The following is a 24363-nucleotide window of genomic DNA, read 5'->3' on the forward strand; positions in this document are numbered from 1 at the left end:
GCTTCGACGCTGTGGTTGGTACCGCGTCGTGGTTGTTCGACGCTGTGGTTGGTACGACGATCAAGTTACTTGGAGGCCGTGCGGCTCACAAGGGAAGCTACGCCCCCACTGCTGGGGGTAGTTCGACGAGTGAGATACTTGTTCAATGAGCAGCACGACGGCACACCAGTGCCGTCCCCACGATCGCGCAGGCGATCACGCACCCGAGAGAGCCGCCCGATGACGGACACCGTCCCCGCACTCGCGCACCCGCTGGACACCGCGCAGCTCCCCCCTGCGCCGGTGTCACCCACCGTGAGCGTGCCCGAGACCGCGCCGGACACCGACCTGGCGAAGCTCATGACCGCGTTCCGCATGCTCCAGATGCAGCACGCCCGAGTGCTCCACCACGAGAGCTCCAGCCGTGGCCTGAACGCCACCGATGCCCGGTTCGTGTTCTTCCTCGCGGCAGCGGACGGCGAGGGCACCACCCCGAAGCAGGCCGGCGAGTACCTCGAGCTCACCACCGGGGCGATGACCTCGCTGATCGACCGGCTCGAGAAGCGCGCCCACCTCGAGCGCCGCCCGAACCCGAACGACCGCCGCAGCATCCTCATCCACCTCACCCCGTCCGGGGCCGAGGTCGCGAAGCAGATCGGCGCCGTCTACACGTCGGCGTTCCGGGACGTGATCGCCCCCGGGGACCGCGACCGGCTCGCCGAGGCGTTCGACCGACTCGGAGTGGCGCTCGACCACCACTCGCGCACGGTCACCGCGCCGCGGGACGGGTCCGCGCCACGGGTCGGGTCCGCCTCGTGACCGCGGTGCTGCCGGACGACCCCACCGCGCCCGGTGCCGCCGCCGTCCCCGCCGGGTCGTCGTCGCCCGTGTCACCCGTGTCCGGGGCGGCACCGGAGACCGACCTCGACCGCGTGCTCGAGGTCTACCGGCGCCTGCAGATCCACCACGCCCGACTCGTGAACGTCGAGGCGTCGCGGCGCGGGCTCGGACTCACCGACCTCCGCTTCCTGTTCTCGCTCGCCGCGCGCCCGGGCGGCAGCGTCCTGCCGAAGGAGGCCACCGCGTACCTCGGCCTCTCCACCGGTGCGATGACCTCGCTCATCGACCGGCTCGAGCAGCGCGACCTCGTCCGGCGCATCCCCAACCCGAACGACCGGCGGAGCGTCGAGGTGGTCATCCTCGACGCGGGCACCCGCACCGTCGACGAGGTCAAGGACGTCTACCGCGAGGCCTTCACCACCGCCGTCCCGGCGGACCAGATGGGCACGCTCGCGACCCTGCTCGAGGCGTTCGACGCCGAGCTCGCGGCACACGGTGCCCGCGCGTAGCGTGGCCCGCATGACCCCCTCAGAACTCCTCATCGAAGCGTTCTCACGCATCCCGTCGACCGTCGAACGGGCCGTCGACGGGCTGTCGGAGGACCAGCTGGCCGCACGTCCGGCCGCCGGTGCGAACACGCTCGCCTGGCTCGCGTGGCACATCGCGCGCGGGCAGGACGCCCAGGTCGCGGACCTCGCGGGCAGCGAGCAGGTGTGGACCGCGGACGGCTGGGTGGAGCGGTTCGGGTTGCCGTTCCCCGCCGAGGCGCTCGGGTACGGCATGTCCCGTGACGACGTCGGGCGCGTGCGTGCCTCGGCCGATCTGCTGGTCGGGTACCTCCGTGCCGTGCACGAGCGGACCGTCGCCTACGTGCGGACGCTCTCGCCGGAGGACTTCGACCCCGTGGTCGACGACGCGTGGGACCCGCCCGTCACGCGGGGCGCGCGGCTCGTGAGCATCCTCGACGACTGCACGCAGCACGCGGGGCAGGCCGGGTACGTGCGCGGGTTGCTCTTCTTCAACCGCTGACGCGGTCCGGACGGACGGACGGACGGGAGGCACGGTGCCAGCTGGCACCGTGCCTCCCGTCGTCCGTCAGCTCGCGACTACCGCGCGGCGAGCTCCGCGACGATCCCGTCACCGGGAGCGGCGTCGACGAGCTCCGCCTCGATCTCCGCGTGCTCGAGGATGCCCTCGATCTTGCGGCGACGGCTGCGCGGGACGATCGTCACGACCGTGCCCTCCTTGCCGGCACGACCCGTGCGGCCCGAACGGTGCATGTACGCCTTGTAGTCGTCCGGGGCGTCGGCCTGCACGACCAGCGACACGTCGTCCACGTGGATGCCGCGGGCGGCGACGTCGGTCGCGACGAGCACGTTCACCCGGCCGCTCGTGAGCAGCTGCAGGTTGCGCGTACGACGGGACTGGTTCAGGTCGCCGTGGAGCGAGGTCGCGCGGATGCCGGCGTCCTCGAACTGGTCGGCCAGACGCTCGGCGTAGGCGCGGGTGCGGGCGAAGACGATGGTCTTGCCGTCCCCAGCGACGAGCTCCTCGAGGAGCTGGTCCTTCTGGCGCTGCTCGACCACGAGCACGCGGTGGTCGATCGTCGACGACGCCTGGTCCTCACCGGCGACCTCGTGGACGGACGGCTCGTGCAGGAACTCCTCGACGAGCGAGGCGACCTGCGCGTCGAGCGTCGCGCTGAACAGGAGCTTCTGGGCGCGGTTGCCCTCCGGGGTGACCTCGGCAGTGGCGGAGAGGATCTCCTGCACCGGCTCGAGGAACCCGAGGTCGCACATGTGGTCGGCCTCGTCGAGCACGGAGATGACGACCTCGCTGAGGTCGAGCTTCCCCTTGTTCATGAGGTCCTGCACGCGGCCCGGCGTCCCGACGATGATGTCGACGCCGCGCTGGAGCGCACCCTCTTGACGGCCGTACGGGACACCGCCGTAGATCTGCGTCGTGAACAGGCCGACCGAGCGGGCGATGGGCTGCACCGTGCGGTCGATCTGCAGGGCGAGCTCACGGGTCGGCGCGAGGATGAGCGCACGCGGGGCGCGGCCCATCTTGCGCTTCGTGCCGCCGCCGTTCTCCATGAGCTTCTCGACGAGGGGCGCACCGAAGGCGATCGTCTTGCCGGAGCCCGTGCGGCCACGGCCGAGCACGTCCTTGCCGGCGAGCACGTCGGGGATCGTCGCCGCCTGGATCGGGAACGGGCTGCTGGCGCCGAGCTCCTGCAGGGCGCGGGAGATGTTGCCGCCGATGCCGAGGTCGCCGAAGGTCACGCCCTCGACGTCGGCCGCGACGGTGGCCTCGGCCTGGAGCTTCTCGAGCTTGACGTCGTCCGCGGGGACGAACGGCTTGCGTTCGGTGCGGTCGCGGTCGTCGCGGTCGAACCGGCGGGGAGCACCGCCGTCGCGGTCGAAGTTCCGACGGGGACGGTCGTCGCGGTCGAAGTTCCGACGCGGACGGTCGTCGTTGTCACGACGGGGAGCGCGGTCGTCACGGTCGAACCGGCGCGGGGCACGCTCGTCACGGTCGAACCGACGCGGACGGTCGTCGTTGTCACGACGGGGGGCGCGGTCGTCGCGGTCGAACCGACGGGGCGCACGGTCGTCACGGTCGAAGTTCCGACGCGGACGGTCGTCGCCGTCACGACGCGGCGCACGGTCGTCACGGTCGAACCGACGCGGGGCACGGTCGTCACGATCGAACCGACGGGGCGCACGGTCGTCACGGTCGAACCGACGCGGAGCGCGGTCGTCGCGGTCGAAGTTCCGACGCGGACGGTCATCGCTGTCACGACGGGGAGCCCGGTCGTCACGGTCGAAGCGACGGGGAGCGCGGTCATCACGGTCGAAGCGGCGGCCGCCACGGTCGTCGCGCTGCGGGCGGCTCTGACCACCGTCGCGCGGCTCCCAGTTCGGACGGCTCGGGCGCTCGCCCTGCGATGCGCGGCCGCGACGCTCCTCGGCGTCCCAACGCTGCTTCTGCCGCGGAGCCGACGGGTCGGCAGCGCGGAACCCGCGGTGCTTGCTGCTGCGTGCGGCGGGGGTGCCGTTCGGGTGACGGACACGGTCGGAGGCGCGGTTGTCCGCGCCGCCCTTGTTGTACGGGGCCATGGCTACTTTCTCGGGGTGCAGACGTACCGCAGCGCCCGGCAGCGACATCGGCGGGGGCTGAATGCGGAGAGGGGGTTCTTCCCGTCGCGGATCGACGTGAATCCAGCCCTCGAGCAACACACACCCAAACTTGAACTCCGTGATCGCAATGTCACGGCGTCGAAGGCCGACCGACCGAGTCTACGCGACCACGCGCCCTGATGCCAGCCCCGAGGCGGGCGCGCGGTGCGCGGTGGCGGCGATCCGTGCCTCCAGGACGGCCGCCGCGATCAGGACTCGGCGAGCCGCTGTCGCTGCTCGGCCACGTCGAAGTCCGCCGCGGGCCACGTGAGCTGCATGTCCTCGAGTGTGCGGAGGAGGAGCTGCTGGACGGCGAGCCGCGCGTACCACTTGCGGTTCGCGGGGATCACGTACCAGGGCGCACGCGAGGTCGAGGTACGGTCGAAGACCGTCTGGTACGCCTCCTGGTAGTCGTCCCAGAGCAGCCGCTCGTCGATGTCGCCCGGGTTGAACTTCCAGTGCTTGTCCGGGCGGTCCAGGCGTTCGCCGAGCCGTTCGCGCTGCTCGTCCTTCGAGATGTGCAGCATCACCTTGACGATGCTCGTGCCCTGCTCGGCGAGCCCGTCCTCGAAGTCGACGATCGCGCCGTAGCGGCGCTCGATCTCCTCCGGGGGTGCGAACGAACGGACCTTCTGGATGAGGACGTCCTCGTAGTGCGAGCGGTCGAACACGCCGAGCTGGCCTGCTCCCGGCAGCTGTCGTTCGATGCGCCAGAGGAAGTCGTGCTCGCGTTCCTCGGCGGTCGGGGCCTTGAAGCCGGCGTAGTGCACGCCGTTCGGGTCCACCGCGCCGACCACGTGCGAGACGATCCCGCCCTTGCCGGCGGTGTCCATCGCCTGGAGCACGAGGAGCACCCGGCGCTGGTCCCCCGCGGTCGATGCCGCCCAGAGCCGCTCCTGCAGGGCGGACAGGCGGGACTCGCCCGCGGCGAGCGCCTCGAGGCCGTCGATCTTGCGGCCGGGGAACCCCGGGGTGCCGTCGGGGTCGACGCGGTCGAGGCGGAATCCATCCTCGACGCGGAGCAGCGGTTCGGGGTCGGCGTTCCAGGCCTTGCGACGGCTCACGGGTCCTCCTGCGGGGTCGTCTCTCATCCTGGCACCGTGGGGGCGGGTTCGCCCGGGGGTGTTCTTTCGTCCGTCGGGGTCGTCCGTTGGGTGGAGTGCGCCGCGTGGCCGTTCGTCCCACGGGTGGACGTCGGCGCGCGGAGGGCGAGTTACGGTGGACTCGATGAGGTCAGGCCGTCGCACGTTGCTCGCGCTCGTCGCCGCGGTCGTGGCGCTCGGCGCGGTCGCGTCGTGCAGGGCGGATCCCGTCGGCGACGAGAACCGCACGGTCACCGCCGGCCCCGTCATCTACCCGCTGTCCCTGCGGTACCACGGCATCGACGTGGTCGCCGACGTGCCGTACGGGTCGGAGGCGCTGCAGCGCCTCGACGTCTGCCTGCCCGCCGACAGCGCTCCGGACACCACGACGACGCCGACCGCGACGGCCGCCCCCACACCATCGGCCTCTGCGTCGGCTTCGACCCCGGCCGACCCCGGAGCACTCGCCGAGGCAGCCAGCGGCACCCGTCCCGCCGTGCTCATGATCCACGGCGGGAGCTGGTCGCACGGCGACAAGGCGACGGCGGCGTACCGGTCGGTGTGCAAGTACCTCGCCTCCGAGGGGTTCGTCACGTTCAACGTCGACTACCGCCTCGCGCCGACCGACCCGTTCCCGGCCGGGCTCGACGACGTCCGCCGGGCACTCGACTTCGTGTTCCGACCGACGACGCTGTCGACCTACGACGTGGACAGCAAGCGGGTCGGGGTGTTCGGGGGCAGCGCCGGCGGGAACCTCGCGGCGATGCTCGCCGTCACCGACCACGACTCGACCGCCTACGCCGAGGGCGACCGGATCCGTGCCGTCGTCGACCTGAGCGGGCCGACGAACCTGACCTCGCGGTCGACCCGGGCCGACGGGGTCTCGGCGTCGTTCCAGCGGAAGCAGTTGCTGTACCTCGGGTGCCGGACCTACGCGAACTGTCCGGCGGCGACCCGGGCATCGCCGGAGTACCACGTGACCTCGGACACGGCGCCGTTCTTCATCGGGCACTCCACGGACGAGTTCATCCCGCTGTGGGAGTCGCAGGAGTTCGCGGCGACCCTGCGGAAGCACGACGTGCCGGTGACGTTCGTGGCCGTGGAGGGGTCGGCGCACTCGATCGCGCAGCTCGACGAGGCGATGAGCAAGCGCGTGGCGACGTTCCTGCGGGGGCACTTGGGCTGAGCGCCGGTGCCGGTGCCGGTGCGCCACGAGACTCGGGCGGACGAGCGGCCGCCGTGTCGCGGAAGCGACAGCTTGCCGCCGAGTGGCCCGGGCTGTGCCGCGAGAGCGACAGTTTGCCGCGAACACACGGCGTGAATATGTCGCTCTCGCGGAGGGCCGGCGGAACAGACCGGGGCGCGGGCAGGGCGCGGCCTCGGGCGTGCCCCGGGCGGGTGGCACCCGGAGTCGGGACTGCCGCCCGGGGCACGGCCGCAGCAGACTTTCGGGGTGACCGACACCTCGACCCGCCCTGCCCGCGACACCGCCACCCGCTGGGAGCGGCACTCGTCGCTGCAGACGTTCGCCGAGCTCCTGCTCGGGCTGTCGTTCGCCGCTGCCGTCGCGTTCGGTGGGTACGCAGCCGTGACGGGTCGGATGACCGTGCTGTCGCAGGGCGCCGGCGTCGTGTTCCTCGTGACGCTGACCTGCGTGCTGGTGTCGTGGTTCCGCGCCGTCGAGCGTGAGGAAGCCCCGACCGCGCCGGTGGACCCGATCGCGGCCGTCGACGCCGAGTACCGCCGCTAGCCCTCCGCCGTCTCCGCCGCAGTCCCCGCAGCCGCCGCGCGCCGGTCGGCCCGACGCTCGCGCGCCCGCTCGACGACGAAGTACAGCGCCGGCAGCACCACGAGGGTGAGCAGCGTCGACGACACCAGACCGCCGATGACGACGAGCGCCAGCGGCTGCGAGATGAAGCCCGACTTGCCCGTGAGCCCGATCGCCATCGGGACGAGCGCGAAGATCGTCGCGAGTGCCGTCATCAGGATCGGGCGGAGGCGCCGGGTGGCTCCCTCGACCAGAGCGTCGCGGACGCGGAGCCCTCGTCGCCGGTACTGGTTGACGAGGTCGATGAGCACGATGGCGTTCGTCACGACGATGCCCACGAGCATGAGGACACCGATCAGCGACGCGACCCCGAGCGGGATGCCCGACACGATCTGCAGCAGGATCGCCCCGGTCGCGGCGAACGGCACCGAGACGAGCAGCAGGAGCGGCTGGAGCAGGCTGCGGAACGTCGCCACCATCACCACGTAGACGATGAGGATCGCGATCAGCGCCGCGAGCAGCAGCTGGCTGAACGCCGACGACTGGCTCGAGGCCACGCCGCCGATCGTCGCCGAGGCACCCCTCGGCAGGTCGAGCCCGTCAACCGCGGTGGTGACGGCCTGCACCGCCGCACCCAGGTTCGTGGCGTCCGGCGTGACGGAGATGGTCGCGGTGCGGACGGCGTCCGAGGTGGTGACGGTGGTCGGTCCCTCGGCCCGTTCGACGGTCGCGACGTCGGACAGCGGGACGGCCCCGGTCGACGTCGGGATCGACAGGCTCCGCAACGCGGCCGTCGTCGTCGGCGGCTCCGGGTCGGCGATGTACACGTCGAGCGAGGCGTCGTCGATCTCCACCGTGCCGGTGTCCAGCGGCGAGACGGCTGCGGCGACGATCCCGCCGACCTGCGTCTCGGTGAGGCCGAGCGCCGCCGCCTTCGACCGGTCGACCCGGACGGCGAGGTACGGCTCCGCCGAGGACAGGTTGCTCGACGCCCCGGTGGTGTGGTCGACCTTGCGCATCTCGCGCAGGACCTGGTCGGCCGCGGTCCGGAGTTGGTCCTGGGTCGGCGCCGTGACGTCCACCTCGATGTCGCTGCTCCCGCCGAAGCCCCCACCCGCCGACGAGACCGTGACGTCACCGGCGCCCTCGAGCGCGTTCAGCCGCTTCCGGGTGTCGGACTGGATCCGGTCCTGGTCGGCGTCGGCGTCCGTCGTCACGGCGTACTGGATCGATGCGGAGGCACCGCCACCGAACGCCGCCTGGATGGACTGCCCGCTCGTGCCGATGGTCGTCTGCACGGTGTCGACGCCGTCCACGTCACGCAGTTGCCGTTCGACCTTCCGGGCCTCGTCGGACTGCACGTCGAGGCTGGTGCCGGGGTCGAGGTCCTGCGTCACCGTGAACGTGTTCTGGCCGGAGTCGCCGAGGTAGTTCGTCTTGACGAAGGGCAGCGCGGCCGCGGTGCCGCCGAGGACGACGACCGCCAGGATCAACACCGTCCACGGGGTCCGGAGCACCCACCGGAGGACGGGCTGGTAGCCCCGGCGAAGGCGATCTGGAGCGGCGGCGTCGTGCAGGTCGGCTGCGGAGGCGAGTGCTCCCGTCGTCGCGGACCGGCCTGGAGGCGCGGTGTCGGTGGGCGCGTCGGCTGCGGCTGACGAGGTGGTCGCGCCGGCGTGCTTGTGCGGCTTCGGCGCGCGCAGGAACCAGTACGCGAGCACGGGCACGATCGTCAGCGACACGAGCAGGGAGGCGACGAGCGCCATCGTGACGGTCAGGGCGAACGGCCGGAAGAGCTCGCCGACGAGCTCGGCCACGAACGCCACCGGCAGGAACACGACGACCGTGGTCACCGTCGACGCCGTCACGGCGCCGGCGACCTCGCGCACGCCGTCGAGCACCGCCTGCCGTCGGTCGACGCCTGGCTGCAGGTGTCGCTTGATGTTCTCGATCACGACGATCGAGTCGTCGACGACGCGGCCGATCGCGATCGTGAGCGCCGCGAGGGTGATGATGTTCAGCGTGTAGTCCGCTGCTCGCATGCCGATCGCGGCGAGGAGCACCGACGTCGGGATCGAGATCGCGGTGACGATCGTGGACCGGACCGACAGCAGGAACAGCAGGATCACGACCACGGCGAACCCGAGGCCGAGCAGGCCTTCCTCGGCGAGGGAGTCGATCGACTGCTGGATGTACGGCGCCTGGTCGAACACCACGGTGATCTTCGGGTCACCGGTGATCTTCTTCTCGATGTCGGGCAGGGCGTCCCGCACGGTCGTCGAGACGTCGACGGTGTTGGCTTCTTGCGTCTTCGTGATCGCGATCGTCAGGGCCTGCTCGCCGTCGACGCGGCTGATCGAGGTGCGCGGGGACTCCTGGATCGCGACCTTCGCGACGTCGCCGATGGTGGCCGTCGAGGTCCCGCCCGTGAGCGGCAGCGCCTCGATGTCGTCGAGGGAGGCGATCCGCTGCCCGGTCTGCACCGAGAGCGTCGTGCCGTCCTGCGTGATCGTGCCGCCGGGGATGAGCGTGCCGTTGTCGTCGAGGGCGTCCGAGATGGCGGTCTGCGACAGCCCCCGTGCGGCGAGCGCCGTCCGGTCCGGGGTGATCACGACGCGTCGGCCGGGGTTGCCGAAGACGTCCGCCTCGCGCACGCCGTCGAGCTTCTCGAGGTCGGGGATCGCGGTGGCGTTCAAGCGGTCGACGAGCTGTTCCTGGTCACCGGTCGCCGAGACCGCGAGCTGGATGACCGGCAGGTCGTCGAAGGACCCGGTGACGATCTGCGTCTGGACCGAGTCGGGCAGCGACAGTGCGTTGACGACGGTCTGGATCTTGTCCTCGGCGCTGGCGAGGTTCGATCCGTAGGCGAACTCGGCGGAGACGACGCTCTGGCCGGTGGACGACGTCGCCGTCGTGGACTTGAGGTCCGGCACCGCCTGGATCCCCTGCTCGATCTTCGTCGAGACGTCGTTCGACACGACTTCCGGTGTGGCACCGGGGTAGGCGCTGACGATCGCGATCTGCGGGAACTGGACGCTCGGGATGAGCTCCTGCTTGAGGCTCGTCAGCGCGATGCCGCCGAACACCGCGACGACGACGGTGACGAGCGCGATGAGGGCCCGGTTGCGGAGACTGAAGACCGAGAGGAGGTGCACGCTCCGATCCTTGCAGGACCCACCCGTGCGTGGACGCGATCACCGCGATCCGTAGAGGACCCAGGACGGACGAGTCCCTGTTGAGGACCGACCTCAGCCGCCCAGCGCCAGGTACACCCCGAGCACCCCGACCGTGCCGAGGACCCCGACCCCGAGCGCCACGACCCGGCCGAGCGGGTCACGGGCGGTCAGGACGGCCACCGCGAGGAGCACGACCCCGACGACGATCTCGACCACCCAGGTCACCGGCCCGGTGGTGTCGGCGACCTGGAGCAGTGCCCGGACGCCCTCGCCGACGAGCACCGCTGCGGTCGCACCGAGTGCTGCGCCGCGCCACCGGGTGTCCCGGTCGCGGACGGCCACGGCGACGACCCCGGCGAGCACCCCCGCGGGGATCCCCATGAGGACCCAGAAGTTCGTGATGGACAGGAAGTCCGGGAAGCCACGGAGGTTCGTCGTCGCCCAGTACCCCACGTGCATGAGCTCGAGCAGGACCACGCCGAGGAGCATCGCGAGCGGCAGCGCCACCCGGCCCGCACGGACGCCGGCGAGCAGGCACAGCAGCACGGCGACGACGAACCACGGCCCGGCGGAGTTCGAGACGGTCGACAGCCCGGGGACCGCCTGGCCGAACGAGGTCAGCACGCCGGCGAGCAGCGAGCCGGTCAGCGCCATCGAGACGCGGGCAGCCGGGGGCACCGCCGCGCACGCGACGCGCTCCGGAGCCGTGGCCGTCGCCTTCATGGTCGTGTCCATGCGACAAGACTCCCGTGCCGACCGCCGGACCACATCACCCCACGGAGCGAGATGCACGCCCCGCCGTCACCCCACAGGATGACGGGCCGCGCACACGCGCGCGCACCCGCACCCGCACGCACCCGCACGCACCCGCACCCGCGCGCACACCCGCCCGATCACACCACCGCGGCCAACGACCCCCGCACCCCCGCACTGTCCCCGCCGATCCGCGCCCACGACCGCTCCAGCACGTCGACGAGCCGCACCCGATCGGCCGGCGGCATCGTGAACGGCACCCGCAGGAACCGCTCGAACCCGCCGTCCGGCCCGAACACCCCGCCGGACGCGAGCACGACCCCCTCGGACCGGGCGGCGAGCACCAGTGCGCTCGACACCGGCCGACCGAGCCCGACCCACGTCGTCAACCCGCCCGCCGGCGACGGGACGTCCCACTCCGGGAGCCGCGCGCGCAACGCGCCCACGACGTCGTCGCGACCCTGCCGCAGGTACTCGCGCCGCGCCTCCAGGACGGCCGCCGTGCGTGGCACGAGCTCCCGCGCGACCAGCTGGTCGAGGACCGGCGTGCCGAGGTCGCCCGTCGGACGGGCGAGCAGCAGCCGCTGCAGGAGCTCGGGCGCAGCCCGGATCCAACCGATGCGCAGGCCGCCCCAGAACACCTTGTCCGCCGACCCGATCATCACGACGGCATCGGAACCGGCGGCCAGTGGGAGCGACGGCGTCCCCTCGATCCGCAGCTCCCCCATCGTCTCGTCGGCGATCACCGTGGTGCCCGTCGATGCCGCCACGGACAGCAGCAGCTCCCGGGTGGACGCCGACATCGTCGCGCCGGTGGGGTTGTGCAGCTCGGGCATCACGTACGCCACGGCCGGTGCGGTCCGCCGCAACGTGGTCTCGAGCGCAGCGGCGTCCCAGCCGGTCCGGGCGTCGACGGGCACGCCGACGAGGCGTCCGCCGGCCTCGCGGAAGGCCTCGTGCGCGTGCGGATAGGTCGGCGACTCGACCAGGACGGCGTCGCCGCGTCGGACGAGCACCCGGGCGAGCAGGGCGATGGCGTGCTGCGCGCCGATGGTCACCACGATCTGCGAGGCGTCGGTGGGCAGCCCGCGCTCGGTGTACCGCGCAGCGATCGCGGCGCGCAGCCCCGGGTCGCCGACGGTGTCGTACCCGATGCCGGCGAGCGCCGCGGGGACGTGCCGCACCGCCCGCTCGACGGCCTCGGCGATGCCGGGGGCCGCGTGCATCGCCGCCTTGCGGAGGTCGAGCAGATCGCCGGACACCACGCCGCCGAGCCGTTCCGGGTCCGGCCGTCCGGCGAGGTCCCGCGGCAGGTGGACCACACTGCCGGAGCCACGGACCGACACGAGGAACCCGTCGGACCGCAGCCGCGCGTACGCGTTCGCCACGGTGGTGCGGGAGACGCCGAGGGCGGTCGCGAGTCCGCGTTCGGCGGGCAGGCGGACGCCGAGCGGGACCCGACCGTCGATCACCAGGACGCGCAGGGCATCGGACAGCGCCTCGTACGCGGGGGCGTCGGTGCCCGCTCGCCAGTCGGTGAGGAGGTGCGCGGCGGCTCGGGCGCTGAGCAGGACGGCGCCGGTGCGGGTCGCGGGCAGGACGGTCATGGATCCACGGTAGCCGAATTGGCCCTCGACGTGCAGTCCAATCCCGAGCACGATCGAGCCATGCCCCGCTCGACCGCCCTCACGCTCCGCTTCGTCCAGCTCTTCGTCGGCCTGTTCCTCTACGGGGCGTCGACGGCACTGCAGGTCCGGGCCGTCGTCGGCGTGAGTTCGTGGACCGTCCTCACCGAGGGCCTCGAGAACGTCGTGCCGTGGTCGTTCGGCGTCATCACCGTGGTGTCGAGCGGCGTCATCCTGCTGTTCTGGATCCCGCTCCGGCAGAAGCCGGGCATCGGCACGCTGCTCAACGCCCTGGCGATCGGGCCGTCGGCTGACCTCGTGCTGTGGCTCGTCCCGACCCCGTCGGAGCTCGTCGGACGGGTCCTGCTGTTCGTCGCCGGACTCCTGCTGCTCGCGCTGGCAACGGCGTTCTACATCGGCGCCGGGTTCGGCACGGGCGCGCGGGACGGCCTGATGGTCGGCCTGCACGAGCGGCTCGGCTGGCCGGTGTGGGCCGCGCGGACCGCGATCGAGGTGTCGGTCGTCATCGTCGGCTGGCTGCTCGGCGGCGACGTCGGTGCGGGCACCGTGATCGCCGCGTTCGCGATCGGCCCCATGGTCCAGCCCCTGATGCCCCTCTTCCGCCGGTTCCCGTGGAGTCCGGAACGCACGGCTCACGCCGCGACCACCGGCCTGGAGGCACGACCCGCCTCCGTCACGCCGGCCGCCTGAACGGGGTGGCCGGGTCATCGGGCCCGTGGTGCTTGCGCAGTCGCGACTCGCGATATAACGTGTCGTCCACAGACGCGATACATCGCGAGTTCGAGGAGGCAACATGGCCCAGGAGAAGTGGCTCGTCGAGGAGCCGAAGGTGATCGACACCGGGATCGTCCGCCGCTTGCGCGTGGGCCTCGCCGGTGGTCAGGTCGACGTCGTCGCGCACGACGAGCCGACCGCCCGCGTCGAGGTGCACAGCGTGTCCGGCAAGCCGATGAAGATCGAGCTCGACGGCGACACGCTCACGATCGACCACCCGCAGGTCCGCTGGGACGACCCGATCGGGTTCCTGAAGTCGTTCCGCGGCAAGGCCCACGCCGACGTCAGCGTGCTGGTGCCCCGCGACGCGGTCGTCACCGTCGGGGTCGTCTCCGCCGGCGCGCTGCTCTCCGGTACGAACCGCGGCGCCACGCTCAACACGGTGTCCGGCGACCTGGTCGTCGACGAGATCGCGGGCGACGTGACGGTCAACGCGGTGTCCGGCACCACGACCATCCGCGAGCTCGACGGAGCGCTGACGGTGCACACCGTCTCGGGCGACGTCGTGGCGACGGGTGCGATCCCGCGCTTCTCGGCCGACGGGGTGAGCGCCGACGTCGTGCTCGACCTGCACGGCACCCCGGACTCGGCACGCGTGAACACGGTGTCCGGGTCGGTGAGCGTCCGGCTCGAGGACGGCGTGCCCTACCGGTGCACCGTGAGCACGGCATCCGGCAAGCTGCAGTTCGACGACTCCGAGATCCGCGGCGTCCGTGGCTCGTACGTCAAGCAGGGCGGCGAGTTGTCCGGGCAGTGGCTGGACCTCCGGGTGAACTCGGTCTCCGGCGACATCGCGGTGCTGCACGCGGCACCCGAGGCTCCGGCGTTCGTGGAGACGGAGGTCGTCGAATGAGCCCCGTCTTCGCCCACGGCCACCTGCGCCTCTACCTGCTCGTCCTGCTCGCCGACCACCCGATGCACGGGTACGAGGTCATCCAGGCCCTCGGCGACCGCTTCGGCGGCACGTACGTCCCGAGTGCCGGCACCGTGTACCCGCGGCTCGCCAAGCTCGAGGAAGAGGGACTCGTCTCGAAGTCCGCGGACGGCCGGAAGACCGTCTACGCGATCACCGATGCGGGTCGGGCCGAGCTGGACGCCCGCGCCGACGAGATCGCCGAGGTCGAGAACGGCGTCAACGACTCCGTGAAGTCCCTCGCCGACGGCGTCCGCGCCTCGGTGGGCGAGGCCATGCGGTCGCTCCGCGCCGACCTCGCCGCGAGCGCGCAGAGCCCGCGCGGCCGGACCGTCGACGAGCCCGTCGACGTGCCGTCCGAGGGCGCCCGAGCACTCCGCGAGGTCGAGATGGCCCTGTCGTCGTTCCGGCAGCAGGTCCGTGCGGACCTCCGCCGCCGCGCCACGCGCGGCACGCTCACCGCCGACACCGTGACGCGTCTGCGCGACGGCCTGGAGGCTCTGCGCAAGTCGCTCTGACGGCCGTCGGCCGACAGACGGGGACGACCTGTGCCTCCAGGCAGTCCGCTCGTCGGCCGACGGCCACGGCATCGCGCCCGGCTCTGGACATCGCGCCCCGTCTCTCCGGGGCGCGATGTCCGTGTGCGGGCGCGACACTCCGCAAGCGGACGCGCACTCCACGGGTCGTCCGTCACAGGCCGCGGTCGGCCAGTGCGTGCATCGCGTCCCGCAGGGCGCGTGCCGCGCCCGCACCCGCCCACTCGTAGGCGTGCGTGAACCGCTCGTCCTGCACGTACATGTCGGCGAGCGTGCGGAACCGGTCGGCGGTGAGCTCGGCCGGGGGCGTCGCCTGCGCGAGCCAGGCGAACTGGCGCCGCGCGAGTGCGGTGCCCGCGTCCGATGCCGGCCCCGCGCCGGACGCGGCGAGCGCCGCGGCGTCCTGCGCGATCGCCCGCTGCTCGGCCTGGAAGGCCTCCTTCGCACTGGCGTCCTTGGACTCCCACCAGCGTGCGCCGCGGTCCCAGGCGTCGGCGCCCCAGCGCTCCTCGACCTCTTGCTTGAACCGGGTCTGGTCGAACCCGTCGAACGTGTCGGTGGCGTTCATGTCCTCTCCCTTCTCGATCCTGGTGATGGTGGTGCGCACGGCCGCGAGCTGCCGGGCGAGCCGGTCACGCTCGCGTTCGAGCCACGCGACGTGCGCGGTGAGGGCCGTGACGTCGTCCTGCTCGCCGTCGAGGACCCGCCGGATCTCGGGAAGACCGAGTCCGAGTCCGCGGAGCAGCAGGATCCGCTGCAACCGGACGAGCGCCCGGTCGTCGTAGCGCCGGAGTCCGCCGTCACCGACCGCCGTGGCGGGCAGCAGCCCGATCGCGGCGTAGTGGCGGAGCGTGCGACTCGACACACCGGCGGAACGCGCCACGTCGGCGATGCCGTGCGGTGCTTTCGCAGCTGCGTCCACGCTGTCTGTCGAATCCCTCATGCAGACCACGCTAGGGGTTGACGCAGCGTCAACCGCAAGGGGTTTTCGGGGTGCACTCGGAACGAGTCGCGACCGACGCGGAATAACGGTCCGGTCACCCGTGTTGACTCGCGCTCCGAAACGAGTAGGTTTGCCGCTCGTGACGAACGAGATCCGGTCGTTGAAAGCGCGACTGATCGGGGATCCCCTCCCCTCCGAGAAGCTCGAAGGGCAGCTCCTCCCGAAGCACCTGGCCCTGCCGATCTTCGCGAGTGACCCGCTGTCCTCCGTGGCGTACGCGCCGCAGGAACTCCTCATGATCCTGCTGCTCGGCGGGATGGCGTTCCTGACGTTCGCCCCATGGGTCGCCGCTCTCGTCGTGCTGCTGCTCGTGGTCGTCGTCGCGTCCTACCGCCAGCTCATCAAGGCGTACCCGTCCGGCGGTGGCGACTACGAGGTGGCGCACCGGAACCTCGGCGAGAAGGCCGGCCTCGTCGTCGCGTCCGCACTGCTCGTCGACTACGTGATGACCGTCGCCGTGTCGGTGGCGTCCGGCGTGGACAACATCATCTCGGCGCTCCCCGTGCTCAACGAGTTCCGGGTCGAGCTCGCCCTGCTCTTCGTCGTGCTCCTGGCGGCCGCGAACCTCCGCGGGGTGCGCGAGTCGAGCAAGGCCTTCGCCGTGCCGACCTACTTGTTCGTGGCGTCCGTGTTCGTCATGGTCGTCACGGGACTGCTGCGCGCCGCGTTCGGGCACGCCCCGGTCGCCGAGTCCGCCGCGTACACGGTGCAGAACGTCGAGCACACGACGCAGGCGGCGTTCATCCTGCTGCTCCTGCGCGCGTTCGCGTCCGGCTGCTCGGCGCTGACCGGCGTCGAGGCGATCGCGAACGGCGTGCAGGCGTTCCGCCGCCCGAAGATCAAGAACGCGCAGATGACCCTCGTGTTCATGGGGTCGATCGCGATCGTCCTGTTCGTCGGGCTCATCACGCTGGCGCTCATCTCCCGCGTGCACTACGCCGAGGACGCCTGCGACCTGCAGGGTTTCGCCGCCTGCGCGACGCACCCGCAGCGCTCCCTGATCGCCCAGATCGCGGCCGCGACCTTCGGGAACAACACGGTGCTGTTCTTCGTGATCCAGGCGACGACCGCGGCGGTCCTGCTCCTCGCGGCGAACACGGCGTTCAACGGCTTCCCGCTGCTCGGCTCGATCCTCGCCCGCGACTCGTACGCCCCGAAGGCACTGTCGACCCGCGGTGACCGCCTCATCTACTCGAACGGTGTGATCGTCCTCGCGCTCGTCGCGGCGGCGCTGCTCATCGTCTACCGGGCGAACGTCACCAGCCTGATCCAGCTCTACATCATCGGCGTCTTCGTGTCGTTCACGCTCGGGCAGACCGGGATGATCGTCCACTGGACGCGGCTGCTGCGCGAGGACCGTGCCGGGACCGCCGCCGAGCCCGTCAACCGCGGGCAGGTCATGCGCTCGCGGGCGATCAACGCCACCGGCGCGACCTTCACGTTCGTCGTCCTCGTCATCGTCACGATCACGAAGTTCACCCACGGCGCGTGGCTCGTGTTCCTCATCATGCCGATCCTCTTCGTCCTGATGCTCGGCGTGAACCGGTACTACCGCGATGTCTCGCACGAGATCGAGGCCGACGAGGAGACCCAGTTCGGCGCCACCGGCGACCACGCGATCGTCCTGGTGAACAAGCTGCAGAAGCCGGTGCTCAAGGCGCTCGACTACGCGATCGCCGCGAAGCACGCGAGCTTCGAAGCCGTACACGTCGCGATCGACGACGCCGAGTCGGCCCGGCTGCGGGCGCAGTGGGCGGACTGGGGCATCGAGGTCCCCCTGACCATCGTGCCGAGCCCCTACCGCGACATCTCGATGCCGCTCATCAAGTACATCAAGGCGCACCGGATGGAGCACGGTTCCGAGGTCGTCACGGTCTACACGCCCGTGTTCGTCGTCGGGCACTGGTGGGAGAACTTCCTGCACAACCACCGCGGTCGCCGGATCCGGAAGAAGCTCCTGCTCGTGCACGGCGTGACGGTCGCCCTCGTGCCGTGGCTGCTCGACTCGTCGGAGCTCTTGTACGGCCGCCGTTCCCGTCCGCTGCCGGGTCAGGAACGCCGTGGCGAACCGATCCGCCCGGCCCTCCGCCGCTCCCCGCACGGCGTCTTCCAGCACGAGGCCCAGGACGACCGACTGCTCCGGTCCGCGCAGCGCAACAGCCTGCAGCCGCGGCGTGCGACCCGTCCGGCCGGTCCGGCCGAAGGCGTCGACCAGACCCAGTGCACCGGTGAGATGCGCGTGCTCGTGCCGTCTCCCCCGCGCAGCGACGGTGCTTCGTCCCCGCGCGGTGACGGTCGTACCATCTGACGTCATGACGATCTCCGACCTGCGCACCTTCGCGACCTTCGACGGGCACGGCGGCAAGGTCTCGAAGCGGGTCGAGGTGCTCGACCACGAGCCCACGCCCGGCGGCCCGCACGAGGGACTCGTCGCCGTCCGCGGACCGCACCCCCTCGGGGCGCTCGACGAGCGGACGGCGGAGGACTCGACGCACCGCATCGGCTGGGTCGACCCCGCCACGCTGCGCGACTGGTACCGCCCGGACCGCGTCGTCGTCTCGCGGCTCGACGCGCGGCAGTCCGGGCTCGAGCCCGGCACGTACGCCGATTCGCGCGGTCGCGGACGGGTCCGGATCGACGGCTTGGAGGCACGACTCGCCCCCGACGGTCGGCCCGCGTTCCGCGCACTGGCCGGCCCGGCGGACGCGCCGGTCGTCGACGTCCCGCTGCCGACGGACCAGGCGGTGCGGCTGGTGGTCGTCCGGCACGTCGACGAGGGCCTGGAGATCGTGACCACCCCGGTGTCGCCGTTCCTGTCGCCCGGGCGGTACACCGCCCACGACGACGACGTCGTCGGCCTGCCACCGCGAGAGTCGACCGGACACCAGGTCGTCAGCGCCGCGGTGCTGCTCGACGGCACGCTGCACCAGGTCGAGCGAATCGACGAGCGGGCCGCGACGATCTGGATCCGGCAGGGCGACCGGACGGTGCCGATCGCGGCGAGTGCCATCGGGCCGGACCTGGTGCGGTACACCGCGGTCGCCGGCTGACCCGGGGTCCCGTCCCCCGGGTTCGGTTCGGGGGACGCCAGGGTGGGCGTGACGGTCGGGGGTGCGGCGTAGCGTCCCCGGCATGAGTGATGCAGACCCGACCCAGCAGCCCGAATCCGACCTCGCGGGTGAGACCCTCGGAGGTCCCCGTCCGGACCCGTCGACCGACGCGAGCAAGGACCCCGAGCAGTGGGTCACCGGTGACGAGCCGATGACCGGCCCGCAGCGCAGCTACCTCGACACGCTTGCTCGCGAAGCCGGCGAGGAACTCCCCGCCGACCTCACCAAGGCCGAGGCCTCGGAGCACATCGACCGCCTGCAGCAGCAGACCGGACGCGGCGCTTCCTGAACGCGCGTCCGCGTTTCGGCGGACCCGGGGCTGGGCATGTCCTGGTGATGCCCGGGCAGTCCCCCGAACGAGGGGGAACGATGACGCGTCACCGGTTAGCTTCGACGCCATGCGAACGACATCGACCTCCATCGGCCTGACCGCGCTCCGCATCGTCCTCGGGGTGGTGTTCATCGCCCACGGCGCCCAGAAGTTCGCCCAGGGCATCGGCTCCGTGACCGAGGGCTTCTCCGGCATGGGTATCCCGCTCGCCGAGGTCGCGGCACCCCTGGTGGCCGGCCTCGAACTCGTCGGGGGCGTGTTCCTCGTGCTCGGCGTCGCGACGCGGGTGGTCGGCGTGCTGCTCGCGGTCGACATGGTGGTCGCGGGTCTGCTCGCCCATGCGTCCTCGGGGTTCTACTCGCAGGACGGCGGATTCGAGTACGTGCTCGTGCTCGCGGTGGCGTCCCTGGCGGTGGCGCTGACCGGGCCGGGGCGGTTCTCGCTCGACGCGGTGTTCCTGCTCGCCTCGCGTCGACGTCGTGGCGTGCAGGAGCCCCTGCCCGCCTGACGCTGGCGCCTGCCTGCCCGCCTGCCTGGCTCGCACCGTGCGAGGTCCCGGCGACCGCACACGGTGCGAGGTCCGGGCGACCACGCACCGCATGGTGCGAGGTTCCGTGCGGCGTGCGAGCCTGCGCGCCTCGCACGGAGCGCGGAACCTCGCACACTGGCCCGGGCGACCTCGAGCTGACCTCGCACCGTGCGAGGTCAGGGCGCGGCGAGCACGTCCATCACCTGCCGCGCGATCCGCCGTCCGGCCCGGTTCGCCCCGATCGTCGAGGCCTGCGGGCCGTACCCGGCGAGGAACAGCCGCGGCTCGTCGACGGAGCGTCCGTCCTCGACCACGATCCCGCCCGCCGCGGTCCGCAGGTGCAGCGGCGCGAGGTGCCGCAGGTCCGCGCGGAACCCGGTCGCCCAGATCACCGCATCGGCGTGCACGTGCTCGCCGTCCGCCGTGACGACCCCGGTCTCGTCGAGCCGCGTGAACATCGGCGACTCGCGGAGCACACCACGGTCGAGTCCCGCACGGATCCGCCTCGAGACGGGCACCCCGGTCCCGCTGACGATGCTCGGCAGGGTCTCCCCCGCACGCGCCGCCCGGTCCTGCTCGTCGACGGCGGCGACGGCCGACTCGACGTCGAGCGCCGGGGCCTCCGACCACACCACCGGCCGCCGGGTGAACCAGCGGGTCCGGGCGGCCACCCCGTCGAGCTCGAGCAGGAACCCGATGGCGCTCGTCCCGCCGCCGACCACGACCACGTCCTGCCCGGCGAACTCCTTGGCGCTCCGGTACTCGGTCGTGTCCACCTGGCGGCCTCGGAAGACGTCGCGGCCCGGGTACCACGGGAGGAAGGGCGTGCCCCAGGTCCCGGAGGCGTTCACCACGACCTCGGCGGCGATCCGGGCGGTGCCGCCGTCCGCGGTCCTCGTGGCGACGCAGAGCTCCTCAGCGCCGTCGACGCGCGAAACGGACGACACCGAGACCGGGCGCCGGACCCGCAGGTCGTAGTGCTGCTCGAAGCGCCGGTAGTACTCACCCACGACGTCCCGGGCCGGCCGCGACCGGTCGGCGTCGTCGAACCGGAGCCCCATCGCGTTCATGCCGGGCAGGTCGTGCACGCGGTGGGCAGCGCCGAGCCGCAGCGCTTCCCAGCGGAACTGCCACGCCCCACCGGTGCTCGGCGCGCGGTCGAGGAGCACCAGGTCGCTCCCCGGCGTCAGCCCGAGTCGGCGCAGGTGGTATCCCACCGAGAGACCGGCCTGACCGGCGCCGATCACCACGACACGGGCGTGCTGGTCGACCGGGGGTGGGGCGTCGTCTGTCATCACTTCGATTCTGCTGTGCGCGAGGCCGTCGCGGCGACGTCCAGATCGGGGTACATGGTAGAGTGATCGGCAGATTTCAAACCACGAACCGTTCGGTTCCCCGGGTGACTCCTCTCCCGCCAGGACCGGACCAGAGCCGATCACGAGGGGGTCACGCATGGGGCGCGGCCGTCAGAAGGCAAAGCACACCAAGGTCGCCCGGGAGCTGAAGTACTTCAGCCCGGAGACGAATTACGGTGCGCTCGAACGCGAGCTCTCCGCCGGGCAGCACTCGGACGAGAACTCCTACGTCGACCGCTGGGCAGACCAATACGGTGATGACCAGCTCGAAGAAGACGACCAGTTCGAACCGCAAGAGGACCAGAACAAGTCCGCCTGACCCAGGCTCGATGACGACGCCGCGCACCCCTCGGGGCAGCGCGGCGTTTCGTCGTGTGCGCCGACCCGCGCGCGCCAGTGCCGACGCGACACGTGCCAACGCATCAGACGCCCGCACGTGTCGCCCCGAGGTCGCACGACGCGCCGCGAGCGTTGCGCCCCAGTCGCACGAACTGCCGCCCGGAACGAGTCCGGACGGCAGTTCGCGCGACCTCGAGCGCCCGTCCGCGAGCCCGCGCGAGCCGCGCCCGCGCGAGCGCGGGCCCGCGCCCGCTCAGCCCGCGTACGCCCCCACGAGCCGCACCGCGCCGCCGTCGACGCCCTTCGCGCCCTGTTCGAATCCGCTCAGGTCCCGCGCCGAGGTCGAGATCGTCCCGACGCTCCACGACGCCAGCCCCGCGGCCCCGAGCGACGCGATGACGTCCGACGCCGCAGCAGCCGAGACGACGGCGAACATGCCGATGCCGAGGTTCCAGGTGCCCTCGGTGTCCTCGATCGGGGTGCCGGCCATCGACGCGAGCACCCGGAAGACGGGGAGAGGCTCCCACGTGGAGCGGTCGACCTCGACCCAGGACCCGACGGGCAGCACGCGCGCCAGGTTCGCCGCGATGCCACCGCCGGTGACGTGCGACAGCGAGTGCACGGCGCCGGGGTGCTGCTCGATGAGCGACAGCAGCGGCGTCGTGTAGAGGCGCGTCGGCTCGAGCAGGGCCTCGCCGACCAGGTCGCCGAGCTCCGGCAGCGAGTCGGTGTACCCGACGCCACGGGACGACAGGATGTGGCGCACGAGCGAGTACCCGTTCGAGTGCAGCCCGGAGGACGCGATCGCCACGACGACGTCGCCGTCCTGCACGAGGTGCGCGCCGAGCTGTGAGCCGGCCTCGACCGCACCGACGGCGGCACCGGCCACGTCGTAGTCGTCCGGCCCGAGCAGCCCGGGGTGCTCCGCCGTCTCGCCGCCGACCAGGGCGGTGCCGGTCTCCGAGCAACCGCGCGCGATCCCGGCGACGATGTCCGCGATGCGCCCGGGGACGACCCGGCCGCAGGCGATGTAGTCCGTCATGAACAGCGGCTTCGCGCCGACCACGACGATGTCGTCGACGACCATGCCGACGAGGTCCTGGCCGATGGTGTCGTGCTTGTCGATCGCCTGCGCGATGGCGACCTTCGTGCCGACGCCGTCGGTCGAGGTCGCGAGCAGCGGTCGTTCGAAGTCCTTGAGGAACGAGACGTCGTAGAGTCCCGCGAATCCGCCCACACCGCCCAGCACGGACGTGTTGTGCGTCGCCGAGACGGCGGACTTCATGAGCTCGACTGCGAGGTCACCGGCAGCGGTGTCGACGCCGGCCTCTGCGTACGGGTTGGGCATGCGTAGTCCTCCGCTAGGGCATGGCAGACTTGTTCGGTACCACCCGATTCTACGGTCTGGAGCACACCGCGAATGTGCGGCATCGTCGGCCTCGTTGCGCAGGGGCCCGCAAACCAATCCATCTACGACGCTCTGCTCCTCCTGCAACACCGGGGACAGGACTCGACGGGCATCGCCACGGTCGAGGGTCACATCCACCACATGCACAAGACCCGTGGTCACGTGCGGGAGTCCTTCCGCACCCGTGACATGCGTGCCCTCCTCGGCACGATGGGCCTCGGGCACGTCCGGTACGCCACGAAGGGCACCGCGAGCAACGAGGAAGAGGCCCAGCCGTTCTACGTGAACGCGCCCTACGGCATCGTCCTCGTGCACAACGGCAACCTGACGAACACGCGGGAACTCACCCGTGAGCTGTTCGACATCGACCGGCGGCACCTCAACACGAGCTCCGACACCGAGCTGCTGGTGAACGTGCTCGCCCACGAGCTCCAGGGCCAGGTGCGCGGCAAGGACCTCGACCCCGGGCAGGTGTTCGACGCCGTCGAGCGCGTGCACGAGCGGGTCGAGGGCTCCTACGCCGCCATCGCGACCATCGCCGGGCACGGACTGCTGGCGTTCCGCGACCCGTTCGGCATCCGTCCGCTGATCCTGGGGCACAAGTTCGACGAGGCCGGCAACCCCGAGTGGGTCGTCGCCTCCGAGTCCCTGGTGCTCGAGTCCGGCGGCTACGAGATCGTCCGCGACGTCGCCCCCGGCGAGGCCGTCTTCATCGAGATGAACGGCCAGATGCACGCCCGCCAGTGCGCGAAGAACCCGCGTCTGGTGCCGTGCTCGTTCGAGTACGTCTACCTCGCCCGTCCCGACTCCGTCATGAACGGCATCTCGGTGTACGACGCCCGGCTCCGGCTCGGCAACCGTCTGGCGGACACGATCGCGCAGTACGCCCCCACCGGCGACATCGACGTGGTCATGCCGATCCCGGACTCGAGCCGCCCGGCCGCGATGCAGGTCGCGCAGAAGCTCGGCATCGAGTACCGCGAGGGCTTCTACAAGAACCGCTACGTCGGCCGCACGTTCATCATGCCGGGGCAGGCGGAGCGCAAGCGGTCCGTGCGCCAGAAGCTCAACGCGATGTCGTCGGAGTTCAAGGGCAAGAACATCCTGATCGTCGACGACTCGATCGTGCGCGGCACGACGAGCCGCGAGATCGTCGAGATGGCCCGCGCCGCCGGTGCGAACGAGGTCACCTTCACGAGCGCTGCTCCCCCGGTCCGGTACCCGCACGTCTACGGCATCAACATGCCGACCCGCGCGGAGCTCATCGCACACGACCGGAAGATCCCGGAGATCAACAAGGTGCTCGGCAGCGACCACCTGATCTACCAGGAGATCGGCGACATGCGCGACGCGATCATCGAGGGGTCCGACGTCACGGACCTCGAGATGAGCTGCTTCACGGGCGAGTACGTCACGGGCACCGTGAGCCCGGAGTACCTGTCCTGGGTCGAGGCCAACCAGCTCAGCTGAGCGGGGGTCGCGAACGCGACCGCCTGACGGACTGGAGGCGGGGGGGGCGCGGGGCCCCCCCCCCCCCACCCGCGGGGGGGGGGGGGGGCGCGCGGGGGTGGGTGGGGGCCGGTGTGACACCGGCCCCGAACCCCCAACCCCCACGCTCGAGGGGGCACCCACCCACACG

General features: G+C 71.6%; 22 protein-coding genes. 14 read left to right on the top strand and 8 right to left on the bottom strand.

Annotated elements, in window-relative coordinates:
* Positions 1–219 precede the first annotated feature (219 nt).
* Genes ABIC61_RS09405 through ABIC61_RS09415 form a run of 3 tightly spaced genes read left to right on the top strand, consistent with a single transcriptional unit; the run spans position 220 to position 1848 of the window.
* Positions 220–798, top strand: coding sequence for a MarR family winged helix-turn-helix transcriptional regulator (locus tag ABIC61_RS09405; RefSeq protein ID WP_354029690.1), 579 nt, complete (start codon positions 220–222; stop codon positions 796–798).
* Entirely contained in the window at positions 795–1328 is a 534-nt protein-coding gene (locus tag ABIC61_RS09410; protein ID WP_354029691.1) for a MarR family winged helix-turn-helix transcriptional regulator, read from the top strand. Before ABIC61_RS09405 ends, ABIC61_RS09410 begins: the two co-directional genes overlap by 4 nt.
* A 10-nt stretch (positions 1329–1338) precedes the next feature.
* Complete coding sequence (locus tag ABIC61_RS09415; protein WP_354029692.1) at positions 1339–1848, top strand: mycothiol transferase; 510 nt, start codon at positions 1339–1341, stop codon at positions 1846–1848.
* Positions 1849–1925: 77 nt separating this feature from the next.
* On the opposite strand, the gene ABIC61_RS09420 is transcribed toward ABIC61_RS09415, so the two are convergent.
* Together ABIC61_RS09420 and ABIC61_RS09425 are read right to left on the bottom strand one after the other, a co-directional pair.
* Entirely contained in the window at positions 1926–3941 is a 2016-nt protein-coding gene (locus ABIC61_RS09420; protein WP_354029693.1) for a DEAD/DEAH box helicase, read from the bottom strand.
* Between the two features lie 269 nt (positions 3942–4210).
* Positions 4211–5065, bottom strand: a complete 855-nt coding sequence (locus ABIC61_RS09425) for a PPK2 family polyphosphate kinase (protein ID WP_354029694.1) — start codon at positions 5063–5065, stop codon at positions 4211–4213.
* Positions 5066–5228: 163 nt separating this feature from the next.
* Between ABIC61_RS09425 and ABIC61_RS09430 the strand changes: the two genes are divergently transcribed.
* Together ABIC61_RS09430 and ABIC61_RS09435 are read left to right on the top strand one after the other, a co-directional pair.
* A complete protein-coding gene (locus ABIC61_RS09430) occupies positions 5229–6269 on the top strand; it encodes an alpha/beta hydrolase (protein WP_354029695.1) in 1041 nt (346 codons plus the stop codon).
* A gap of 267 nt (positions 6270–6536) precedes the next feature.
* A complete protein-coding gene (locus tag ABIC61_RS09435; RefSeq protein WP_354029696.1) occupies positions 6537–6833 on the top strand; it encodes a hypothetical protein in 297 nt (98 codons plus the stop codon).
* On the opposite strand, the gene ABIC61_RS09440 is transcribed toward ABIC61_RS09435, so the two are convergent.
* The 3 genes from ABIC61_RS09440 to yczR form a co-directional block, all read right to left on the bottom strand.
* The gene (locus ABIC61_RS09440) at positions 6830–10006 is read right to left on the bottom strand and encodes an efflux RND transporter permease subunit (protein ID WP_354029697.1); all 3177 of its coding nucleotides are present in this window, start codon (positions 10004–10006) and stop codon (positions 6830–6832) included. The two genes, ABIC61_RS09435 and ABIC61_RS09440, sit on opposite strands and share 4 nt — an antisense overlap.
* A gap of 93 nt (positions 10007–10099) precedes the next feature.
* Positions 10100–10762 (bottom strand): DUF6518 family protein, encoded by a 663-nt coding sequence (locus tag ABIC61_RS09445; RefSeq protein ID WP_354029698.1) that lies wholly within the window; start codon positions 10760–10762, stop codon positions 10100–10102.
* Positions 10763–10920: 158 nt separating this feature from the next.
* A complete protein-coding gene (yczR, locus tag ABIC61_RS09450) occupies positions 10921–12387 on the bottom strand; it encodes a MocR-like transcription factor YczR (protein WP_354029699.1) in 1467 nt (488 codons plus the stop codon).
* Positions 12388–12447: 60 nt separating this feature from the next.
* On the opposite strand from yczR, the gene yczE reads away from it, so the two are divergent.
* The 3 genes from yczE (at position 12448) to ABIC61_RS09465 (ending at position 14631) form a co-directional block, all read left to right on the top strand.
* Positions 12448–13116, top strand: coding sequence for a membrane protein YczE (gene yczE, locus ABIC61_RS09455; protein ID WP_354029700.1), 669 nt, complete (start codon positions 12448–12450; stop codon positions 13114–13116).
* Between the two features lie 103 nt (positions 13117–13219).
* Complete coding sequence (locus ABIC61_RS09460; protein ID WP_144756161.1) at positions 13220–14053, top strand: DUF4097 family beta strand repeat-containing protein; 834 nt, start codon at positions 13220–13222, stop codon at positions 14051–14053.
* On the top strand, positions 14050–14631 hold the full coding sequence (locus tag ABIC61_RS09465; RefSeq protein ID WP_144756166.1) for a PadR family transcriptional regulator: 582 nt from the start codon (positions 14050–14052) through the stop codon (positions 14629–14631). The genes ABIC61_RS09460 and ABIC61_RS09465 overlap by 4 nt, the downstream gene beginning before the upstream one ends.
* 172 nt (positions 14632–14803) lie before the next feature.
* On the opposite strand, the gene ABIC61_RS09470 is transcribed toward ABIC61_RS09465, so the two are convergent.
* Positions 14804–15592 (bottom strand): MerR family transcriptional regulator, encoded by a 789-nt coding sequence (locus tag ABIC61_RS09470; protein ID WP_354029701.1) that lies wholly within the window; start codon positions 15590–15592, stop codon positions 14804–14806.
* 130 nt (positions 15593–15722) lie between these two features.
* Between ABIC61_RS09470 and ABIC61_RS09475 the strand changes: the two genes are divergently transcribed.
* The 4 genes from ABIC61_RS09475 to ABIC61_RS09490 all read left to right on the top strand — a co-directional run bounded on the left by ABIC61_RS09475 (position 15723) and on the right by ABIC61_RS09490 (position 19601).
* Positions 15723–17960: an APC family permease gene (locus ABIC61_RS09475; protein WP_354029702.1), complete on the top strand. Its 2238-nt coding sequence runs from the start codon at positions 15723–15725 to the stop codon at positions 17958–17960.
* 4 nt (positions 17961–17964) lie between these two features.
* Entirely contained in the window at positions 17965–18702 is a 738-nt protein-coding gene (locus ABIC61_RS09480; protein ID WP_354029703.1) for a hypothetical protein, read from the top strand.
* Positions 18703–18784: 82 nt separating this feature from the next.
* On the top strand, positions 18785–19051 hold the full coding sequence (locus ABIC61_RS09485; RefSeq protein ID WP_354029704.1) for a DUF3072 domain-containing protein: 267 nt from the start codon (positions 18785–18787) through the stop codon (positions 19049–19051).
* Positions 19052–19160: 109 nt separating this feature from the next.
* Positions 19161–19601 (top strand): DoxX family protein, encoded by a 441-nt coding sequence (locus ABIC61_RS09490; protein WP_354029705.1) that lies wholly within the window; start codon positions 19161–19163, stop codon positions 19599–19601.
* A gap of 197 nt (positions 19602–19798) precedes the next feature.
* On the opposite strand, the gene ABIC61_RS09495 is transcribed toward ABIC61_RS09490, so the two are convergent.
* On the bottom strand, positions 19799–20917 hold the full coding sequence (locus tag ABIC61_RS09495) for an NAD(P)-binding domain-containing protein (RefSeq protein ID WP_354029706.1): 1119 nt from the start codon (positions 20915–20917) through the stop codon (positions 19799–19801).
* A gap of 157 nt (positions 20918–21074) precedes the next feature.
* On the opposite strand from ABIC61_RS09495, the gene ABIC61_RS09500 reads away from it, so the two are divergent.
* Positions 21075–21296, top strand: a complete 222-nt coding sequence (locus ABIC61_RS09500; protein WP_354029707.1) for a DUF3073 domain-containing protein — start codon at positions 21075–21077, stop codon at positions 21294–21296.
* A 273-nt stretch (positions 21297–21569) separates the two neighbouring features.
* On the opposite strand, the gene purM is transcribed toward ABIC61_RS09500, so the two are convergent.
* Positions 21570–22664 (bottom strand): phosphoribosylformylglycinamidine cyclo-ligase, encoded by a 1095-nt coding sequence (purM, locus tag ABIC61_RS09505; protein WP_354029708.1) that lies wholly within the window; start codon positions 22662–22664, stop codon positions 21570–21572.
* 72 nt (positions 22665–22736) lie between these two features.
* Between purM and purF the strand changes: the two genes are divergently transcribed.
* On the top strand, positions 22737–24194 hold the full coding sequence (gene purF / locus ABIC61_RS09510) for an amidophosphoribosyltransferase (protein WP_144756192.1): 1458 nt from the start codon (positions 22737–22739) through the stop codon (positions 24192–24194).
* Positions 24195–24363: the final 169 nt, after the last annotated feature.

This window comes from Curtobacterium sp. 1544 (genome assembly GCF_040544915.1).
Taxonomy (GTDB): domain Bacteria; phylum Actinomycetota; class Actinomycetes; order Actinomycetales; family Microbacteriaceae; genus Curtobacterium; species Curtobacterium pusillum_C.

Coding starts and splice junctions, on each gene's coding strand:
- ABIC61_RS09485 (WP_354029704.1), top strand. CDS start 18,785: ATGAGTGATGCAGACCCGACCCAGCAGCCCGAATCCGACCTCGCGGGT.
- ABIC61_RS09445 (WP_354029698.1), bottom strand. CDS start 10,762: ATGGACACGACCATGAAGGCGACGGCCACGGCTCCGGAGCGCGTCGCG.
- ABIC61_RS09460 (WP_144756161.1), top strand. CDS start 13,220: ATGGCCCAGGAGAAGTGGCTCGTCGAGGAGCCGAAGGTGATCGACACC.
- purM (WP_354029708.1), bottom strand. CDS start 22,664: ATGCCCAACCCGTACGCAGAGGCCGGCGTCGACACCGCTGCCGGTGAC.
- ABIC61_RS09500 (WP_354029707.1), top strand. CDS start 21,075: ATGGGGCGCGGCCGTCAGAAGGCAAAGCACACCAAGGTCGCCCGGGAG.
- ABIC61_RS09465 (WP_144756166.1), top strand. CDS start 14,050: ATGAGCCCCGTCTTCGCCCACGGCCACCTGCGCCTCTACCTGCTCGTC.
- ABIC61_RS09490 (WP_354029705.1), top strand. CDS start 19,161: ATGCGAACGACATCGACCTCCATCGGCCTGACCGCGCTCCGCATCGTC.
- ABIC61_RS09405 (WP_354029690.1), top strand. CDS start 220: ATGACGGACACCGTCCCCGCACTCGCGCACCCGCTGGACACCGCGCAG.
- yczE (WP_354029700.1), top strand. CDS start 12,448: ATGCCCCGCTCGACCGCCCTCACGCTCCGCTTCGTCCAGCTCTTCGTC.
- ABIC61_RS09420 (WP_354029693.1), bottom strand. CDS start 3,941: ATGGCCCCGTACAACAAGGGCGGCGCGGACAACCGCGCCTCCGACCGT.
- yczR (WP_354029699.1), bottom strand. CDS start 12,387: ATGACCGTCCTGCCCGCGACCCGCACCGGCGCCGTCCTGCTCAGCGCC.
- purF (WP_144756192.1), top strand. CDS start 22,737: ATGTGCGGCATCGTCGGCCTCGTTGCGCAGGGGCCCGCAAACCAATCC.
- ABIC61_RS09470 (WP_354029701.1), bottom strand. CDS start 15,592: ATGAGGGATTCGACAGACAGCGTGGACGCAGCTGCGAAAGCACCGCAC.
- ABIC61_RS09480 (WP_354029703.1), top strand. CDS start 17,965: ATGACGATCTCCGACCTGCGCACCTTCGCGACCTTCGACGGGCACGGC.
- ABIC61_RS09430 (WP_354029695.1), top strand. CDS start 5,229: ATGAGGTCAGGCCGTCGCACGTTGCTCGCGCTCGTCGCCGCGGTCGTG.
- ABIC61_RS09415 (WP_354029692.1), top strand. CDS start 1,339: ATGACCCCCTCAGAACTCCTCATCGAAGCGTTCTCACGCATCCCGTCG.
- ABIC61_RS09495 (WP_354029706.1), bottom strand. CDS start 20,917: ATGACAGACGACGCCCCACCCCCGGTCGACCAGCACGCCCGTGTCGTG.